Origin of the sequence: Corynebacterium sp. HMSC30G07, assembly GCF_001806945.1 — a bacterium.
Taxonomy (GTDB): Bacteria; Actinomycetota; Actinomycetes; order Mycobacteriales; family Mycobacteriaceae; genus Corynebacterium; species Corynebacterium riegelii.
On the sequence record NZ_KV786457.1, the window covers coordinates 34470 to 54689 of the forward strand.

Consider the following 20220-nt stretch of genomic DNA (forward strand, 5'->3'; position numbering starts at 1 on the left):
GAAGAACCCCAGTTGTACAGCGGGTTGCCGGATGCCAAGCCGTTGAAGAACCAAACGAGGCCGTTGATCAGGTCACCGAGGATATCTACAGCGCTGGAAAGCATATGAAAACCTTTCTTACTGGGTTTCTCCAGTTGTTACAGGGGCGAAATTGTGTGCTTCTTAGGCAGGTCGAACTCCTGCTTGGTTGCCAGTTGGCGCAGGGCACGCCGCAAAGCAAGGCGAGTCTCAGACGGCTCGATCATTGAATCGATGAAACCACGCTCAGCGGCAACATACGGAGAGGTCATGTTCTCGTCGTAGAAGTCCATGAACATCTTCTTCATTGCCTCGCGCTGCTCCGGGTCCTCAATCGCATTGAGTTGCTTGCCCTGCAATGTAATCGCTGCAGCGGCCGCGCCCATTACAGCGATCTGCGCCGTCGGCCACGCCAGGTTCAAATCGCCCGACAGGTTCTTCGAGCCCATCACCGCATACGCGCCGCCGTAGGCCTTGCGCACAATCAGCGTCACCTTCGGCACGGTTGCCTCCACACCAGCGAACGCGAACTTCGCGCCGCGGTGAATCAGGCCTTGACGCTCCTGCTCCACGCCCGGCATGTAGCCAGGCGTATCAACGACGTAAACGATGGGGATGTTGTAGGCGTCGCACGTACGGATAAAACGCGCGCCCTTATCGGCGGCATCCGCGTCGATACACCCCGCGAGGTACATCGGGTTGTTGGCTACGAAGCCGACGGGTTTGCCGTCAATACGCCCGAAGGCACAAATGAGGTTCTCTGCGTAGTTGGATTGGATTTCAACGAGCTCTTCATCATCACCAAGCTGGACCAGAAGGTCCATCATGTCGTAGCCAGCGTTGGTGTCATCCGGCAAAAACTCGTTCAGGTGCGCATCATCCAGCTCATCGTCCGCGGGCGCCGGGAAGGTTGGCACCGCATCAAACGCGGAAGTAGGCAGGTGATCTAGCAGGTCACGCACGAAATCGAAGGCCTCTTCCTCCGAATCCACAACGGCAGAAATGTTGCCGGCCTGCTCCTGCTGGCGCGCGCCACCCAGCTCAGCGGACGTGATGTCCTCACCAGTAACCTCACGGATCACGTTCGGGCCGGTGACGTACATCTCCGTCTGCCCATCCACCGCAATGACAAAGTCCGTGGTCACCGGCGCGTACACCGCGCCACCAGCGGACTTGCCCAGCATGATGGAAATCTGCGGGCAACGACCTGACAGCGGCAGCTGACGGCGCGCAATCTCCGAATACATGGCCAGAGACGTCACCGCGTCCTGAATACGCGCGCCACCAGAATCCTGGATGCCAATCACCGGGCAGCCGATCTTGATGGCAAACTCCATCACCTCGACCACCTTGCGGCCAAAGGTCACGCCGACGGAACCGCCGTAGACGGTCTTGTCGTGGGCGTAGATGGCTACCGGGCGGCCGTCGATACGCCCGTAGCCCGTCACCACACCGTCGGAGTACACGGCGTTTTCATCGCCCGGGGTGCGCGCAAGGGCGCCGATTTCTACAAAGGAGCCCTCATCTAACAGCGCCGCAATGCGCTGGCGCGGCGTGGTAATCCCAGCATCATCGCGCTTCTTGCGGGAGCGCTCAGAGCCCGGGTCCTGCGCCTTGTCTAGGCGCTCGCGCAAATCGGCGAGTTTTTCAGCGGTTGTCATCGCTTGCCTTCGATCCAATCGTTCATGTGCTTGCCAACGATGCCTACCGCTGGCTCATCCACTACCGCTAGATGGTCACCCGGCAAGTGCACGATGGTCAAATCCTGGACGATTTTGCCCCAGCCGCCGTCCTCATCAATGTGGGCGTAATTGGGCTCCAACCGGATCGCACCGTCATGCATCCGTTCCGCACGGAACAACAGCACCGGCACTGTCACATCCGCCCAGCGGGTGAAGTCGAGGTGGTTCAGGATCTGGTTATCCACAAATGACGCCCGCTGGTGTTCCAACACACCGGAGGCCAGACCGTGCTCGGAAGCGTCCGTGTTGGTGAGGAACTCCCGCAGCATCTCCATCAGCGCCTCTTCGCCTGCGGTCTCCAGCAGCTCATACGGCACCTCGAAGTCCAGGCCGTAGGTCTCCTTGGCAAACTCGGCGTAGCGGCCCCAACGCGCCTTGGTTTCCTCCATCGTGCGCGGGATCGGCACCGACGGTTGCGTGGTGTCCAGCAGCGCAATGAAATCAATGCGCTCGTTGCCCAGCTGGTGTGCAACCTCGTACGCCAACGCGCCGCCGAAGGACCAGCCGGCCAGGATCACCTTCCGCTCACCCGCGATGCGCTCGATGTCACGCACGTACTCTGCCGCGCGCTCTTCGAGCGATCCTTCTCTGCGCTCAACGCCATACACCGGCACGTCATCGCCCAAGCGTCGCGAAAGCGGCGCATACACGGAGCTCGAACCACCGGCCGGGTGGAACACAAACACCGGAGACTTATCCGGCGAACCGTCACGGAAGACGCGGATGTTGCCATCCACTGGGGTCTCAAGCCCCTCACGCACCTTGTTGGCCAACGGCTCCAGAGTCTCCGCGTCCAGTACATCCTGGGTGCTGACCTCAATGCCGGAACGCTCCGTCAGGTGCGCGGCAATCTCTGCTGCCTGCTCGTCGGTGATCTGCGGCAGCGGGCTGGTCACACCAGCTGCGGCCGCACCCGCGTACTTCGCCCAAGTGCCAAACACCATGCGTTCCGACGCATCACGCGGCGCCACACCAACGCCAGCAGCGCCAGCACCGCCAGCAGCTGGTTTCTCTGCGTCCGGTTTCTCTGCGGCAGCCTCAGCTGGCGCAGGCTCAGCATCAGCCTCAGGTGCCTCCGCCCTACCAGCAACGGCGTCCTCGACCATGGTGATGACGTCGGCCACAGAAGCGTCGCGAAGCGCCTGCACCTGCAGCGGAGGAATCTGGAAGTCATTCTCAATGCGGTTCTTAATGCGCATGCCCATGAGCGAATCCAGGCCAAGGTCAATCAGCGGCAGCTCATCCGGCAGGTCCTCTGCCTCAAAGCCCATGGAGTCAGACACGATGGCGCGCAGGCGCTCCTCCACCGTCTCCTCTGCCGGGTTCCAGCGGAACGCCTCGATGCCGTCGGCGTCATCGGAGCCAGCGACGGAGGCGGAAAGGGCGTCTGCGTCAGAAGCCGTGACCTCGGTCACACCGGCCAGCGGTGCCGCGCCCGTGCCCAGGGTGGTGGCAAAACCTTCCGCGATCAGCGTGTCACCGTCGTACACGCGGATGCTCGCACCGCCAAGGGTGGTGGTGACCATGGTGGTCACCTCTCCGTCCGCAGGCAGGTAGCCATGCTCCTCGGTGGCAACCACGCGCGAGCCCGGCAGCACCTCCGCCGCAGCGGACTCGATGAGCTGGTACGGGCTGAACACCGAATCCGCAGGCGCAGAGAACGCCGTCACACCATTCGGCAGCTTCACGGAAGCCGCGCCCGACTGCGGACGCGACGTAGTCCACAGGTGGTTGCGCTGGAAGGTGGTCCGCGGGGCGTCGATACGCTTGCCCTCACCGTAGAAACCAGTGAAGTCGACCTTCTGGCCCTGCACGTACAGCTTGGCGGCGAGATCCAGGAGGGTCTCGGCCTCATCAAGCTTGCGCTTGGTGGTAAACAGCAGCTGCGCATCCGGCTTGCCCGCGGCAAACGCGGTGTTCATCATGCCCATCAACGCAACCGGGTTCGGGGTGATCTCCACCAGCGTGGAATGCCCTGCATCAAACGCCGCCTGGGTGGCGTCCTGGAAGTACACCGGCTGGCGCGTCATGCGCAGGAAGTACTCATCCGTGTGTACCACAGATCCAACCGGGTAGGTCACCCCCTGGTCCACGGAGGAAAACAGCGGCACCGTGATCGGGCGGGCGTGAATGCCAGCAATCTGGCCGGCGAGATCACCCATGATGGAATCCAACATGGAGGTGTGTCCCGCGCCGCGCACGTTGAGCTTGCGGGCGAACTTCTCCTCAGCCGTGAGCTTCTCCACCAGGGCGTCGACGGCCTTGCTGGGCCCACCAACCGTGGTCATGCCCGGGCCCGCGTAGACGGCGGGCTCTACGCCCTCGATGTCGACGAGCTGGTCCGCGGCCAGCTCCACCACAGCCATCGCGCCTTCCTGATCAGTGCCGGCGATCAGGGCTTCGCCCTCACCCATCAGGCGGGCACGCTGGCAGGCAATCATCATCGCATCCGTATCAGTGATGCCACCTGCGGCATAGGCAGCGGCGATCTCGCCCATGGACATGCCCATCACGCCAGCGGGTCGGATCCCCATGCTTGCCAGCAGGTCCGTCTGGGCGATCTGGATGGCGGTGATGGTGACTTGGCCGGTTTGGGTGTCGTACGTCTGTGCGTCGTTATCAATCAGCTCGATCATGGACCAGCCGGATTCGAACTTCACCACCTCATCCAGCTCACGCATGCGGGTGGCAAACAGCTCGCTGGCCTCCATCAAACGCTTCGCCATCTTGCGGTGCTGCGAGCCAAAACCGGAGTACACAAACACCGGCCCCAGTGCTTCCGGGGAATCCGCAACGGCGATACCTGCGCCCTTGCCCTCAGCAATCAGGCGCAGGCGGCTGACCGCCTCATCCACCGTGCTAGCGGTAACCACTGCGGAGGAACGGCCGTGGTTGCGCTTGGCCAACGAACGCGCGACCGGAATCAGATCACTGTCCGGGCGGCCTTCCAAGAAATCAGCCAGCGTTGCTGCTGCAGCCTTCCTGCGGCTCGGCAGCATGCCGGACACCGGCAACGCGGCCACGTCTAGGCCAGCAAAGCCGGTGCTTGCAGTACCGGAAGCACCGGAAGCACCAGAAACAGCCGCATCGTCCTCGTAGTCCGCCGGATCAAAATCCGTGACCACCACGTGCGCGTTGGTGCCGCCGAAGCCAAAGCCGGAGACGCCAGCAACCCTGCGCCCGGAGTAGTAGGGCCACTCGCGCGGATCAGCCACCACCTCAATGTGCTCAGCGTCAAAGTCTACGTAACGGTTCGGGCCGTTGAAGTTCGCGGTTGCCGGAATCGTGTCGTGCTTAAACGCCTCTAGCACCTTGATCAGCGCCACCACACCCGCAGCGGATTCGGAGTGGCCGATGTTGGACTTAGCGGAGCCCAACAGCACGGGGTTGGCCGGCGTGCGGTCGCGGCCCAAAACGCGGCCCAAAGCCGTGGCCTCAATCGGGTCACCCAGGATGGTGCCGGTGCCGTGGGCCTCAACAAGGTCCACGTCGGCCGGGTCAATGTCCGCGTCCAGGTAGGCGCGCTCCAGCACGTCCACCTGCGCATCCGGGTTCGGCGCGGTCAGGCCGTTGGAGTGGCCGTCCGAGTTGGTGGCGGAGCCCTTGATCACGGCGATGATATTGTCACCGTCCGCAATCGCATCCGCCACGCGCTTGAGCACCACAAAACCTGCGGCCTCGGAGCGCACGATGCCGTCCGCGTCATCAGAAAACGCCTTGATGGTACCGGTCGGCGAAATCACGCCAAGCTCAGAGAACATCAACGACGCAAACGGGTTGGCCAGCACGTTCACGCCACCAGCCAGCGCCACGTCACACTCGTGCTCACGCAGCGCGCGCACCGCGTGGTGGGTAGACACCAGCGAAGACGAGCACGCGGTGTCCACGTTCATGCTGGGCCCACGGAAGTCGAACGCGTAGGAAATACGGTTCGGGATAATCGAACTAGATGCGCCGGTCAGCGCATAGGGGTGCGCCTGCGCCGGGTCCGCACCCATCAACATCCCGTAATCATTCGCGCTAGAACCCACGAACACACCGACCGGCGTGCCGCGCAGGCTGTCGGCCGGAATGTGCGCATCCTCCAGCGCCTCCCAAGCTGTTTCCAGCATGATGCGCTGCTGCGGGTCCATGTGCTGCGCCTCCAGCGGCGACAGCCCAAAGAACTCGTTGTCAAAGCTGGCGATGTCGTCCAAGTACCCGCCGTCGGTGGATTCCTCCGCCATCTTGGTTTTCAGGTACGCATCGCCCGAGTACTCGCTCCAGCGCCCGGGGGGCAGTGGGGAGGTGCTCACGCGACCGTCGATAAGCAACTGCCAAAACTCGCTCGTGTTGGCAGCGCCCGGGAATCGGCCGGCCGCACCCACAATCGCAATGTCGCGCTCCGCGGGGGAGCTTATGTTTGCTTGCTTGCGCCCACGTGACGCCCTTTCCGGCACCACCGTCAACGCACGCGCAAGCTCCGCGATCGTGGGGTATTGGTACGCAATCGTCGGGTCCAGGCGGCGGCCTAGGAGGGTCTCCAGCTCACCGGACAAGATGACAGCGTCCCGAGACGAAAGTCCGTAGGACTCAAGCGGCTTGACGGGGTCAACGGTATCCTCCCCCGTTGTTTTCTTTACCCACTGCTCGAGCCATTGGATCAATTCGTGTTCAGTCATACACACAGACCTTATTACCGCTCCATGAATTTCTTAGCGTTTACGCGGCGAGCGATCTTGCCAGAGGAGGAACGCGCAATGCCATTCGGGGGGTAGAACTCAATAACAGACGGCGCAATACCGTGCTTAGTGGTCACCGCGAGACGGATCGCATCCTCTGCGGCAGCGTCGCCATCCTCGGAAGCCGTGTCAGCGCGCTCTACCAAAAGGATCAGACGCTCCACGTCCTCACCCGGCACGGCGAACGCCGCGACGGAATCCGGACGCACGTGCTCGCTGGCCTCCTGCACGGTGGCCTCAATGTCCTGCGGGTAGTGGTTACGGCCAGCCACAACCACCAGGTCCTTCACGCGGCCAGTGATGTAGAGGTGTCCGTTCAGGAGCACGCCCAGGTCACCGGTGTTGAGCCAGCCGTCCTTCGGCAGGTTCTCCTGCAGCGTCTCACCGATGGTGTTGCGGAAGGTCTCCGCGGTTTCCTCATCACGGTCCTGGTAGCCCTTGGCCACGTTCGCGCCGTGGATCCAGATCTCGCCCACGTTGCCTTCCGTCAGCTCATTGCGGCTCTCCGTGTCCACAATGGCGAACTTCATCAGCGGCACCGGCTGGCCGTTGGACGCGAACGGCACGCCGTCTGCGGACTCCTCCGCACGGCCCTGCGCAAGCGCCTCACGATCGAAGTAGGTGAACTTCGGACGCTCATCCGTCTGCGGGGTGGACACCATCAAGGTGGCCTCCGCCAGACCGTAGGAAGGACGCAGCGCCTTGCGTTCCAGGCCCTTCGGGGTGAAGGTGTCCAAGAAGGCATCAACGCTGGTCTTGGTCACCGGCTCAGAGCCACAGATCACAGCCTCAACCTGGGAGAGGTCATAATCCTTCTCACCCGCGTAGCGGGCCGCAAGTTCAAGGGCGAAGTTCGGTGCCACCGTGTAGATGTGCATGTCTTCCGGATCCTCGGCACGGCGGTCCAGGCGGTCCATCCAACGCTCCGGGCGCTGGATGAAATCGCGCGGGCTGAAGATCTCAAACTCATCGCCCAACACCATGGCCAGCGTTGCCAGGATAATGCCCATGTCATGGTGCATTGGCAGCCAGGACACAATGCGCATCGGCTCCTTGATCTGCGCCGCGGTGTAGATCTGGATGACGTTGGTGACAATGGACTCATTGGTCAGCATCACGCCCGCCGGGTTCCTGGTGGAGCCAGAGGTGTACTGCAGAAACGCCGTGTTGTGTGCGGTGTCCAGTGCGGTAGCCGGGTCTACTGCCGGCGGTTGGAAGGACTCAGCGAGCGTATCCGGCAACGCATCCACAGTGATCACGCGTGGGCGCTCAGCGGCCGGCAGCACGGAGAAGTACTCACGCACCGCAGGCCCTCCCTGCTTGTTGGTCAGCACCGTCTGCGCGTGCGAGTCATGCAGCACGGCCTTTAAGTGGTGCTCATGGCCCGGCTCATTCGGGTCATACAGCGGGATCGGCACCTGACCGGCGTAGAGCACGCCCATGAACGCGAAAATGTACTCCGGCGAGTTGCTTGCCAGGATGGCCACGCGGTCCCCCGGCTGACCCACCTGCATCAGACGGGCAGCAACTGCCTTGATGCGCGTGTTGGCCTCGCGGCGAGTGTAGGCAACATCCTCACCATCAGGGTTTTGCGAGTAGTCCCAGAAGCGAACGTTGACGTTATCTTTTTCGCCTGCTTGGTACAGCATTTCGGTCATGGCTGGCAGCGTGAATCCCGGCGGGATGCTCACCTGGCCCTTGTCATCGAGGAAGCGTTGGATGATGCTGCTGATATCCATAGGACTCCTTAAACGCGAGATAGTTTTGTACTACAAAGTATCTATCGTAGACGTCGCCCACGCGAGCGTCCACTGCGGCACGGTTGTACCCGGAATTACATCCGGATTGGACGCATAAAGCGCATGGTTACCGTTTGCAAGCAATAAATCGGCCGCACGGTCAATCGCGTTACCCACAGCGAACGGTGCGTCACACACCGTGTCGTTCGGCGCGCAGATCTCAAACGCCCTGTCCGCAACCTCACCAAACTTGCCCTCACGTGGACCCGTCATGGTTGCACCCGGCGTAGCCAGGTTCACCACAGCCTGCAGCGGCTGCATCGTAATTTCCGCACCCTGACCAGCAAGATCCACGCCAGGGTTCACACCCACGCCATTCTCACGACGCCCATCCGCAATCATCACCGCGCCCAGCAGACGCTCCGGCTCAATCGCGCCGGTACGCGTACCAATGGCATCCGCGGCATCGCCCACAATCACCGCGCCCTGCGAGAAGCCCGCGATGATGAACTTGGTGCTCGGGCACTGCTCCGCCACAAAGCTCAGCTCACCGTTTAGCTTGGCCAGGCCTTCCGCGCGGGACTCGTCATAGGTCATCTCCCGGCGCCCATGGTCCGTCTGAATGTTCCTAAACTGCGCCGTGTACGGCACGGTGAACACACGGACATGCCCAATGTCGTAGTGTTCCTGCAGCGGCTGCGTAATAGACAGCATGAAGCTCGCCGGGTTCGCCTGCGGATTAAACGGGTCATCATCGGCCGAGGACTCCCAGGTCCCCGGCACGGAAACAAACTCCACCGCTGGGCACCACTCGGGCTCAGGCGGTGCGGCCTGCGTCGTCTCACCAGGGTCGGTATCAGGGCCTTCGCTTGGCGACGGCACATCCCCCGGCTTCTGCCACTGGAAAATTCCAAGGGCAATCACCGCCAGCACAACAAGGACGGCGGCAACAGTAAACACATTGCGCGATTTGCGCATGGGCGCTCCTAGCAGAGGTTGGCGCGAGCGGCGTCCACAATCAGCTGGCCAAGCGCATCCGGAGCCATATCCGTACGTCGCTGCTCAACCAGCTGGCCGGCCACCGCGTCGCGAGTGATCAAATCATCCGCGCACACATTAAGCCCCGTAGCTGTGAGTTGATCCTCAACTCCCGCAACGTTCAGCCCGTTTTCGCTTAAGTAATCCAGGTAAGCCTGCTCCTCCGCAGAGAAGTGGCTCGCCTGCTGCGGCAAAGACTCAATAGCGCTTGCAGGCTTATCAACAGGCCCCGCCGACTGCGCCGGCGCCGGATTCCCAGCACTAGCGCTCGGGCTCGTCGCAGTAGCCGTGCCCGTGGCAGTGTCCGTTGCAGACGTTGCAGCGCTAGTTGCGGACGCGGTTGGGGTCGCGGGTGCGTCAGTTTTCGACACCGTCGCCGAGCCGCCGCAGGCGGCCAGCGGGAGGGCGAGGATGAGGGTACACGTGAGCGTCGTTAAGCGAAAAGCTCTCATCGCTTCCTCGCAATCACCACACCGTTGACCTGATCCAGCGAACCGTGCTGGAAATCAATGGTCAAGCCGCCAGCCGGGATGTCCTTCATATCCGAAGTCGGCCAGCCCAGCTCACCCTGCTCGTAGCCGCGCTTGCCCCACTCGTTGAAAATATCACCGTAGAAGATGGCATGTGCGCCAGACTCCGGGCTCCAGTAAATGTTGCCCTTCTCAAACTGCTGGAAGAAACCACCCTTGATGGCAATCTCATTGCCAGTTGGGAAACCAAGCGCGCTGGTAGCAGCACCCATCTCGCCGTACTTCTCGCCGATCTTGCCAAAGACCAGGAAGTTCTTGCCATCCGGGTTGCGGGTCAGGAAACCGCCCTGGAACTTCTGCACGTAGCCTTCGCCAACCTTGGTTGCCTCGGCCACCGGGTAGCCCAAGGTAGAAGTCTCATAGCCCTTCTCACCCCAAGCCTTGAACATGTCACCAGGGATTGCGTACGCGCCAGTCTCGGCCGTCCAGTAGATCGAACCGTTCTGGAAGTGCACGAAGCGGCCCTTGCCGTCCGGCGCCTTCAGCTCACCCGTGGTTGGGAAGCCCAACCAGCCCGTGGCGCCGCCCAGGCCGTTGTACTTCGCCAAAATCGCGCCGAACAACGCATGCGCACCAGTCTCTGGCGACCAGAACGCCGTACCACCACGGAAGTCCTGCGCACGACCATGCTCCGCCACCACGTACTCATCATTCACACAGTTACCGATGACACCGGACTGGGTCGCCTCAGCAATCGCACCAATCGGCGCACACTGCGCACCGCGATCACCCTCCGGCAAGTTCAACGCATTCGCAATGTACGGCCACGCCTGCGCCATCTCGAACTGCCAGTACTCCCACGAGTGCACACCCGACGGACGGAACTTCACGACCGGCTTGACGTTGGTGCGGTTGGCGTAGTCCACAAACGTCTGCGTAGACAGGCGGGAAATAACCTCAAGGCCCTTACCCGCCGGGTTCGCCGCACCCTTAGCCACCGACTCTGGAGAGCCAAAATCATCACGACCGGAACCAGCCGAAACGTAGACAATCTTGCCCTCAAGCGCCTCAATGCCCAGCTTCGGATCGTGGTCCACCCACGCCTGCGAGCCCGCAGGACCCCACATCGCGTCCGTGTTGTAGCCACCAGCGTCCATCTGCGCAGCCTTGATCGCAGCCGGCATACCAGTGGTCGTGGTATCCAAGTAACCCGAGAAAGAACCAACAAAGTCGAACAAGTGCGGGTTGCGCTCCGCCAAGTTCATCGCAGCAGTGCCGCCCATGGAGATACCCACAACAGCGCGCTTGTGGTTGGAGCGGAACTCATTGTTCAAAATCGGGACGAGCTCCTTGGTCAGGAACGACTCCCACTTGTAGTTCTTGCCGTTATCCGGACGCAGCCAGTCTGCATAGAAGGAAGACTCACCGCCCACCGGCAGGATCACGTTGACGTTCTTGTCAGCGTAAAACTGCTCGATGTTGGTCTCAATGGTCCAACCGTTTTCATCATCACGCGCGCGCAGACCATCGAGCGCCCACACCTCAGGGAACTTCGCGCCCGGGTTGGAGTGCCAGTCACGCGCCAGCAGGATCTGCACCTGCATCAGCTGCTCCGGCATAGCAGCGGACTTGATGAACACTGCTACACGACGCTGCGTCAACCACTCAATACGATCCACCGACACACCCTCCGGCAGATTCGGGATCTGCGGGTTCTTGTCAACCTCAATCGGTGTACGCTTTGGCGGGTCCGACGGACGCAGTCCGTCACTGATGCCGTTGGAAGAACCAATGGCGCTGGACAGGTCCGAAGACTGCGCCGCCGCATTCGGCGCCATCATCAGCGGGGTAACTACGGCCGTTGCAGCAAGAGCCGCGAAGATACGGCGGGTGCGGAAGTCGCGCATGGGAATCAGCCTCTCGTCAGGGGTCAGTCCCTCAAAGGTTAAGTTTCACTTGAGACTTGAGGAGGGTGACACGCCGGAGACAGGTGATGTTTCTTGTTATTTTGTGTTGCGTTTGTGAATTTTGGTACCTCGGCCTGACTTTGGCTTTAGCCCTGGGTCCCGCCAGGCTCTGACCCCACCATGCTCTGGCCCCACCGTGCTCTGGCCCCACCGTGCCCTGGCCCCACCGGCCCTGACCAGTGGGGGACCTTTTTTCAATTGCGGCAGCATGTTGCCAAACCGGGGATAGTTGCATTGCTTGACAGGCAATTGTCAGGTTTGAGGCTTGGCAAGGTGCCCCCCTCGCCCCCTTGCCCAACAGATTGGGTGACGTAACAAATGTCGTCTAGCAGGGAAAGTTTCCTGCTAGACGACTTTAAATTTCAAGCCCCAAATGCCCATGTCGAATATGGAGACATTTGGCGAGATTCTCGTTATCGTCTAGCAGCGGACGAGGAGCGCTAGACGATAACGAAAAAGCGCAGGTCACTGAAAACACAGCTCACTGAAGAACACAGCTCACGATTCCGGTGGGGCAGCTGGCAATTGCGGCAGATATCCCCGGTTTGGCAACATGCTGCCGCAATACAAAAAAGGACCCTCAGCACCCGGGCGGGGTGGGGAGGGCCACGAAGCCGGCAGGCGTGCGGAGGGCCACGAAGAAAGCCGGCTGTCGGCCAGGCGGGCAAGCCAACCAGGCGGGGGTTACCAGGCGTTCATCACGTTGAGGATGCGTGCCTTGTTCGCCTCAAGCTGCGAACCGAACTGATCCCAGTTGTGCAGGCCAGTCGGGGTGAACACCGCGGTGTGCTGGACACCGGTGGCGGTTGCCTTCGCGCTCCACATGCGGGTGGTGAAGTTCGACACGACCTCTAGCGCGGTGCCGGCGGCCCGGTGCTCAGGCTTATACTTCGCGTCCGCCGGGCCAGGGGTCCCGGAACCAGCAGAGACGTACACATCCTTGCCGCGCAGGTTACCCATATTGAGGAACGGATCGTTCTCGTAACGACGCGGGTTCAGCACGGAGCCCCACATGGCGTTGAGATTGTACAGGCCGCCGTCTAGAAGCGCGATGCGCAGACCCGTCTGCGCACCCGGGATGGTGGTGGTGAGGTAGCCGGAGAAGCTCAGCACCTGGCGGAACATGTCCGGGTGCAACGCCGCAAGGTTCACCGCTGCGGTGCCGCCCATGGACAGACCCAGGATGGAGTTGTTCGTCGGCGACACACCGAAGTGCTGCTGCAGGTACGGCGGAAGTTCCTTGGTCAGGAACGTGTCCCACTTGTACGTCACCGGGTGGTTGAAATCATAGGTGGCAGGCGCGTTCCAGTCCGTGTAGAAGGAGGACTCGCCCCCAACCGGCATGACCAAGGTGATGTTGCTGTCCACGAAGGTGCGGGCCGCGTTCACGTCAACAAGCCAAGCGTTGGAGGTTTCCTGGGCTCGCATACCGTCGAGCATGTACAGGCCCGCGTTGCCGCCACGCGTTGCCGGCTGGATCTGCACCGTGATGTGGCGGTTCATCGCCGGCGACCAGACCGTGCAACGCTGCACCCAAAAACCAACGCCATCCCACTCACAGTGGCCCGTGGAATCCGGGCGCAACCAGTCACGGTTCGCGGCCGACGCCTGCGGCGGCGCAGCGACGGTGACAACAAACGTCAACAGGACAGTAAGCAGAGCAGTGAGAAGCGCCAGCGGTCCGCGGCGGGTCTGAGATCGCAGCATTCTCGGGAGATTACCAAAAAATAGGTCACCAAGCGATCTGGTTGCCGTTTGTCTTCAATCCCATATCGGCGCCGCGGCGTAGTTGCCTCAGGGTGGTGGGGTCGAGGTAGTGCGTGGGGTCGTCGTCAAGCATAAGGCTCCTACCTGGGCCAAGGCTGTAGCGAATGTTGGCCAGGAAGCGTTCGCGGCTCATCGGTTCACGCGAACTGGCGAGCAGTTCCGCGATCTCCGGGGTGCGCAGCGCCGCGCGGGCCTGGCGGGCTTTTTCCTCGTCGATCCACTCCGGGAGTTGGTGCAGGTCAACGGCGGTATCCGCAACTTGCCACTCGGCGGAAAGCTGCTTGTCATGGCCCACGCGGCCGTCCGGGTCGCGCGGCATACGCGCAGCAAGCGGGGTGGCCAGGCCAACCGTGTCCAGAATGCGCGCATCCAACGAAGCGTTCATACTGGTCATGCCCAGATTGATCCAGTAGACGGTGGTGCCCAAATTCTGCAGATCCGTATCCAAGTGGACACGCTCGCGCGGGTACCACTCATACGTCAGCGGATCTTGCGAGGTGCGCACCAACGCGATCTGCGCCGCGTTATCCTTCACAGCCTGGCGCAGCACTGGCTCATACGTACGCATCAGCGGCGAGGTGAGGAAGTCCTCGGCGTACATGGGGGCGTTGCCTTGCTCGCGGCCCAAGGCTGCGGTCCAGAAACTGCGCTCGTCCACAATCCCCAGCTCAGCGTTGGGACGGTTGAACGTCTCCAGATCCGCCTCATGCCCGCGGAACACGATCACGGTTGCCCATACGGCGACGATGGTGGCACCGACGGCGACCTTGCGGGAATACGGCACGGTCATCAGGGGCAAAAGCAACGCGAACAGGGGAAGCAGCAACATGCGGCCATGCATGAAATCGCCACCGACGCGGATGACATACAGCACATGTACGAAGGCGCAACCCACAATGAGCAGGGCGATCGCAAGCCTTCGGCCACGCGCCACTCCCCTGGCCGCCACCAGGGAAACAGCGGTGATCAGCGCGACGAGCAAAGGCAGCCACAACACGTACGGGTCAACGAAATCACGAACGTAGCCCCAGCCCTGGGCCCACTGGCTATCCGACGCAGACTTCGCCACCGCCGTATGCGGAGTAAGCAGGCCGTAGTAACCCATGCGGAAAATTTGATACGCCGCCGGAATGGGCAGCGCGGCAGCCAGAATGCCCGGCGCCTTACGCGGAGAGAACGCGAGCAGCACGATGCCGGTCAGCCCGCCGTAGAGCGCAAGCTCCGGACGAACCAGCCAGGACAGCCCAGCCCAAAAAGCCAGCAGGTAGCCCGCCTCGGGCTTCGCACGGCGGGCTGGCGTTGCCCAATCCACAAGCAACGCAAACCACACAGCCAGCCAAAACAGCGATAGCCCCCACTCCAGACCAGAGGTGGCAAAGTCACGAGCCGGCGGCAGCGCTACATAGATGACAATGCCAAACGGCACGACGGGAAGCGGATGCAACGCGCTGCGCTGCCACAACCTTCCCGACGCATACGTAGCAATGCCCGCAGCCAGAATGGTCAAGGTCAGCGCGAGGGAGGTTGCAACGTCTTCCAAACGCCCGCCGGTCACCCACGCGAATGCGGTAATCAGGTACTGCCAGAGGGTGGACGTGTTGGCCTCCACCCGCTCGCCAATGTTGAATACCGGACCGTTGCCCGCCAACAAGTTGCGGACAGTGCGCAGAACAATCAGCCCATCATCAGACATCCAGCGGCGAGTCCAACCACCCCAAAACGCCAACACCGCCGCAATGGCGGTGGCAACGTACAGCGAAATCCTTTCGTGAGACCGCATCGATTCAGACCGCATTATTACAGTGCAGTCCCACCCAACGCAGGCGCCACGTACACAGCCATAGCGATGCACACCAGCCACGCCACAGCCAACAGCTGCAGCACGCGGTCCTCCAAAGCGATCTCATCAGGCGCGCCACCACGGCCGCCGTCAACCTCAGCGGCGTAGCGCAGAATCGCAATCACAAACGGCACCATGGAGATCTGGTACCACAACGCCGGCGCACCACCCACGGCGGCGGACAGTTCAAAACCCCACAGGGCGTAGAAGATCACCACGGCGGCCGCGGACAAGGTCCACACGAAACGCAGATACGTCGGCGTATAGCCCTCCAGCGCCTTGCGGATCTTCGCGCCAGTCTCCTGCGCCAAAATCAGCTCCGCGTAACGCTTGCCCGAAGCCATAAACAACGAACCAAACGCCGCAACCAGCAGGAACCACTGCGAAAGCACAATGCCCGCGGCCACACCACCGGCCATCGTGCGCAGCATGAAGCCAGAAGACACCAGGGCGATATCAATCACCGGAATGTGCTTCCACCCAAAGCAATAACCCAGCTGGAGCGCAATGTAGACGGAGATGACGGTGGCGAGGGAAACGCCGTCCGTCGCAAAGAAAGACAGCCCCACCGCCAGCACAATCAGGATCACCGCCATGGCATACGCCAAATTGATTGGCAGCATGCCCGAGGCAATCGGGCGGAAACGCTTCGTTGGGTGCTGACGATCCGACTCCACATCACGCGCGTCATTGATCAGGTAAATCGAGGAGGCGCCGAAGCAGAACACCACAAACGCCAACGCGATATCCACAAAGGTGCGCGCATGCAACGCGTCCAAACCAGCCGCAAGCGGAGCGGCCAGCACCAGGACGTTCTTCACCCACTGCTTGGGACGAAGCCCCTTGATCATCGCATCCGGAAGGTTCTTCGGCGGCGTCTTAGACACCACCACATCCACCCCGGCCGTGTGCGGCTCAGGCCTGAGCAGTGGCTCTGGGGGCAAAGTCATCGCGTTCGCCTTTCTCCCTCAATCACAACCTTTGCTGACAGCGCACCCAACGCGGCACCCGCGAGCGTATCAGTTGGGTAATGCACGCCGAGCACGTTACGCGACAACATCATCACCGGAACCAAAAGCCACGGCCACTTCTTTCCGGTGATGTTGGCCAGGTGTACTGCGGCGGCACCCGTGTTTGCGGCGTGGGAGGAAGGAAACGACAGCTGCGAAGGCGTCTTCACGCCAATCTTCACCCGCGGATCATTCGGTCGCGGGCGACGCACGATGCGCTTGAGCACCACCGTTGCAGCATGCGCCGCAAACGTACCGACGCCCAACGCAACCCACTTCCTACTCTTCGTCTTTTCCCCAACCGCGGCACTGGCAACAGCGCCCGTCGCCGCGAGCGCCAACCACCCAAGGTCGTGCTCGCCGAAGTGGCTCAGCGCACGTGCGCCCTTGACGGTGGATGGGCAGTACAACGCGTCCTGGATGGCTACCAGCAGGTCGGTTTCCTTACTGGCGTTCTTGGATTTACTGCGCATCGAAGATCTTCCCCCAGTTCTCATGACTGCTCAGCTCCGGGCGAGCCTCACGATACGTGCGCTTCAGCTCAGCCCAACGCTCCTTGATCTCAGCGCGCAGCTGCTTCTGCTCCTCCACCAGCTGATCCGCCAGCTTCTTGTTGCGCTTGCGGAAGGCCACGCCGGTACCACCTGCGGTGGACACGGTTGCGGAATCCACACGTGCCAGCGTGTACCAGCGAGCCTCCTCCGCGGTCAGGTTCAGCTGCGGGGCGTCCCAGTGGGAACGGTCTTCCTCCTTACGCAAGTGCAGCAACGCCTTCGCCGCCCACGGGATCTTCTTCACCTTGGCCAGGCGCCCGCCAAGCTTGTTGGTGGGCACGCCCGGCGCGCCGGTGGGTGCTGGCAGTTCGGTTGCAGACGGCAGAACCTGCGCATCCGAGTACTCCTTACGGATCTCTTGAATCCGAGGTAACGAGGATTCAAGGATGTCGAAGAGCTGGTCCGGGCCGGCGAGGAAGTCGCGCATCGCCTCGTTTTGGATAGCGATGGTCGAATACTCCATGCAGAAGTAGTGCTTGAGCGTGGACTTCTGCATGTTCTTCAGCATCGCCTCTGGGTTGTCGGGCCCGTAGATGGAGGCGACGATGAGGCGGTTGCGCATGTGGAAATACGCCTGCCAGTCAATCGCGTCATCCTTATCCGCCCAGGCCATGTGCCAAATGGCAACGCCCGGCCAGGTAACCGTCGGAAAGCCTGCTTCCTTGGCTCGCAGGGCGTATTCGTTGTCGTCCCACTTGATAAACAGCGGCAGCGGCAGGCCCATCTTCTCTGCGACGACGCGCGGGAACAGGTTCATCCACCAGCCGTTGTAGTCCACGTCGATGCGGCGATGCAGCGGGCGCGAGGTGGTCTTTTTCGGATCCAGGTCCTCTTCGTCCGTGCCCACGTAGCCGAGCGGGTACTTGGCAAAGTCGTGGTCGTACACAGCGTGCTTCGCGGCGGAGAACATGAAGATGTTCGGGTCCACGGTCTCACCCGTGGTGCGCAGCTGCGAGCGATCCTGCAGGTTCAGCATCTGCCCGCCCACCAGAATCGGTTGCTTGGCATAGCGTGCGGCCTGCACCGCGCGCACGATCGAGTCCGGCTCAATCGCAATGTCATCATCCATGTACAGGATGAACGGAGCGTCGGTGCTGTTCAGCGCCTCGTACATAATGCGGGAGTAGCCGCCGGAGCCACCCAGGTTGCCCTGCTGGAAGATCTGCAGCTTACCTTCGAGTTTGGCCTCGGCCTCGTTAAAGTCCGGCTCGTCCGCCGGGTGCTGGTTGCCCTGGTCCGGCATGAGCACATGGCTTATCGACGCCCCCACGTACGAGTCCTCACCCAACGCATGCAACGCGTTGACGGCGTCGCGGGGGCGGTTAAACGTAGGGATGCCCACCGCCACTTGTTTGGGTTGGGGTGGGACCACGGTGCCGTCGGCAAGCAACTGGTCCTGCGGAGCCTGCGGGGAGCACCACGCCGCATCGCTGATGCGCGTGTCCTCCTCGGCGGTGATGTCGAACCACAGCCAACCGCCGTCCTCGAAGTTGCTGAGCTTGAGCGGGATCTCCGTGTAGCCGGTGGCGTCCACGTTGGTCACGCTGATGCGGGTGCCGTCATACTTCGAGCGGTACACCGACACCGTCGCGCGGCCCTCGATCTCCATGGCCAGGACAACGGTGTCCAGCTGCGACCAGCGGCGCCAGTAGCTTGCCGGAAACGCGTTGAAATACGTCTGGAAGCTGACCTCGTTGCCAGCCGGGATGCTGAAGCTCGTGCGGTCCGACCACGTCAGACGCTGCTTGTTCTGCTCCTGCTCAATCAGGTACAGCATGCGCACATCGTGCGGCTCGCCCTTCTTCGGCATGAGTACACGCGCGAGCACGCGATCCATCAGATCCGCGTCTTCGATCTGCGTGTTCTGCGCGTTCTGGGTGTTCTGAGCATTTTGAGATACCACAGCACACAGCGTAACCGCTCGGGGGCCGAATCCAGGTGTGGCTCGCGGTTCGGCGGGGGTTAACCGGAGAAGAGCAGGCACAAGCCTTCGCGGAGGTCGGCCACGATGCGGTCGGCCTCCGATTCGGGAACCCGCAGGTTGTCCAGAGCGAGACCGTTGATCAGCGCGGTAACTAGGCGCGCCTTGGGCTTTGCGTCCTCCTCACCGCCCAGCGCAGCGACAACGCTGCCCTGAAAGTCTTCAAGCACCTCGGTGTAGAGCTTCGCAATCCAGCCCCGGGTTGCAGAGGCGGAGCCGTACGTGACCCAGATCGCGGCGTCTTCGGAACGCACCCCTCCGATCGGGAGGAGCTCGGCAAGCCTCGCCACCCAGGTTTCGAGCTCGCCTTCCCTTTCAGGAACTGCCGCCACCCGCTCGCTCTGGCGCTGGATGGAGCGGATGAACGCGTGAGCCAGCAGGGTGTCCCTGTTCGGGGCGTGGTACTGCACAGAGCCGGCGGCGAACCCGGATTCCTTCGCCACCTCCCGCACGCTCACGGCATCGAGGCCGCGCGTCGCGATGATGCGGATAGTGGCGTCGGCAATTGTCGCGGCCGATTCTGAAAACTGATGGTCCAGGGAAAAGTCATTCATGGTTGCACACCAGTCTAGATTCTCGTACATTCGTAAGGCGTAATACGTTCGTACGAGAGATCCGGAGATCCTCATGGGTTCAGTCATCCCCGTTGTTGGCTTGGCGCTGCTCGACAGCCTGAGCCTGGGCACCCTTGTTATTCCCCTCGCGCTCATCGTCCACTGGCGCGCCGTTAAAGTTCCGGCACTGACCACCTACCTGTTCACCGTTGCGGCGGTGTACTTCCTCCTCGGGCTGGGGATCCTCCTCGGATTCGCCGGTCTGGGCTCAATTGCCGAACGGGTCACGCAGACCGAGGTCTTTCCCTGGATCACGTTGATACTGGGCGCGGTCCTCGCGCTTTTCGGCATCTTCGGCCCCAACCCCAAGAAGCCCGAACCCGGGCAGTTGCCGAAACGCGCAGCCGGAGCCACAAGCAGTGTTCCGAGCATGGTCGCCCTGGGCCTCGGCGCATCTCTCACCGAGGCGGCGACGATGCTGCCGTACATCGCAGCGATGGGCATCATCGGCAGCTGGGATATCCCATCCGTGGCAAAGGCTGGAGCCGTGGGCATCTACTGCCTCATTATGATCGTGCCAACAGTTGCCCTCGCCACCTTGGCACTGCTCTTCGGCCAGAAGTTCTTCCCGCGACTCGAACGCCTCATCCCCCGCCTCGAGTACGAGGCAAAAGTGACGCTTTTATGGATCGCCGCCATCGTCGGCATCTACATGGTGACTCAGAGCGTTCCGGCGATCCGGGGTTAACCGGTCGCCCTTCCACCCTCGCCGGGATTTAGCCGCTGGGTTTGGCCGTAGGGTTTGGCCGTAGGGTTTGG

At 61.9% G+C, this 20220-nt stretch carries 13 protein-coding genes; 1 reads left to right on the forward strand and 12 read right to left on the reverse strand.

The genetic code is table 11. From position 1 onward, the window contains the following. Positions 1 to 137: 137 nt before the first annotated feature. The 12 genes from HMPREF3104_RS04545 to HMPREF3104_RS04600 form a co-directional block, all read right to left on the reverse strand. Positions 138 to 1679: an acyl-CoA carboxylase subunit beta gene (locus HMPREF3104_RS04545; protein ID WP_070494567.1), complete on the reverse strand. Its 1542-nt coding sequence runs from the start codon at positions 1677 to 1679 to the stop codon at positions 138 to 140. Continuing rightward, positions 1676 to 6421: a polyketide synthase Pks13 gene (pks13, locus tag HMPREF3104_RS04550; RefSeq protein WP_070494568.1), complete on the reverse strand. Its 4746-nt coding sequence runs from the start codon at positions 6419 to 6421 to the stop codon at positions 1676 to 1678. The genes HMPREF3104_RS04545 and pks13 overlap by 4 nt, the downstream gene beginning before the upstream one ends. A gap of 14 nt (positions 6422 to 6435) precedes the next feature. Further along, complete coding sequence (locus tag HMPREF3104_RS04555; RefSeq protein ID WP_070494569.1) at positions 6436 to 8220, reverse strand: FadD32-like long-chain-fatty-acid--AMP ligase; 1785 nt, start codon at positions 8218 to 8220, stop codon at positions 6436 to 6438. A 30-nt stretch (positions 8221 to 8250) separates the two neighbouring features. Next, on the reverse strand, positions 8251 to 9198 hold the full coding sequence (locus HMPREF3104_RS04560; protein ID WP_070494570.1) for a cutinase family protein: 948 nt from the start codon (positions 9196 to 9198) through the stop codon (positions 8251 to 8253). Between the two features lie 8 nt (positions 9199 to 9206). Then, complete coding sequence (locus HMPREF3104_RS12270; protein ID WP_070494571.1) at positions 9207 to 9710, reverse strand: DUF732 domain-containing protein; 504 nt, start codon at positions 9708 to 9710, stop codon at positions 9207 to 9209. After that, positions 9707 to 11635, reverse strand: coding sequence for an alpha/beta hydrolase-fold protein (locus HMPREF3104_RS04570; protein WP_070494572.1), 1929 nt, complete (start codon positions 11633 to 11635; stop codon positions 9707 to 9709). Before HMPREF3104_RS04570 ends, HMPREF3104_RS12270 begins: the two co-directional genes overlap by 4 nt. Before the next feature lie 744 nt (positions 11636 to 12379). After that, positions 12380 to 13402, reverse strand: coding sequence for an alpha/beta hydrolase (locus HMPREF3104_RS04575; protein ID WP_070494573.1), 1023 nt, complete (start codon positions 13400 to 13402; stop codon positions 12380 to 12382). A 25-nt stretch (positions 13403 to 13427) separates the two neighbouring features. Continuing rightward, a complete protein-coding gene (gene zomB / locus HMPREF3104_RS04580) occupies positions 13428 to 15242 on the reverse strand; it encodes an arabinofuranosyltransferase AftB family protein (RefSeq protein ID WP_070494600.1) in 1815 nt (604 codons plus the stop codon). A 17-nt stretch (positions 15243 to 15259) separates the two neighbouring features. Next, positions 15260 to 16252: a decaprenyl-phosphate phosphoribosyltransferase gene (locus HMPREF3104_RS04585; RefSeq protein ID WP_070494574.1), complete on the reverse strand. Its 993-nt coding sequence runs from the start codon at positions 16250 to 16252 to the stop codon at positions 15260 to 15262. Next, positions 16249 to 16785, reverse strand: a complete 537-nt coding sequence (locus tag HMPREF3104_RS04590) for a phosphatase PAP2 family protein (protein WP_070494575.1) — start codon at positions 16783 to 16785, stop codon at positions 16249 to 16251. Before HMPREF3104_RS04590 ends, HMPREF3104_RS04585 begins: the two co-directional genes overlap by 4 nt. Then, on the reverse strand, positions 16775 to 18703 hold the full coding sequence (locus HMPREF3104_RS04595) for a glycosyltransferase (protein WP_070494601.1): 1929 nt from the start codon (positions 18701 to 18703) through the stop codon (positions 16775 to 16777). Before HMPREF3104_RS04595 ends, HMPREF3104_RS04590 begins: the two co-directional genes overlap by 11 nt. A 125-nt stretch (positions 18704 to 18828) precedes the next feature. After that, the gene (locus HMPREF3104_RS04600) at positions 18829 to 19431 is read right to left on the reverse strand and encodes a TetR/AcrR family transcriptional regulator (RefSeq protein WP_168156357.1); all 603 of its coding nucleotides are present in this window, start codon (positions 19429 to 19431) and stop codon (positions 18829 to 18831) included. 43 nt (positions 19432 to 19474) lie between these two features. Here HMPREF3104_RS04600 and HMPREF3104_RS04605 point away from each other — a divergent pair, with 43 nt between their 5' ends. Then, positions 19475 to 20149, forward strand: coding sequence for a GAP family protein (locus HMPREF3104_RS04605; protein WP_052205831.1), 675 nt, complete (start codon positions 19475 to 19477; stop codon positions 20147 to 20149). Positions 20150 to 20220 lie beyond the last annotated feature (71 nt).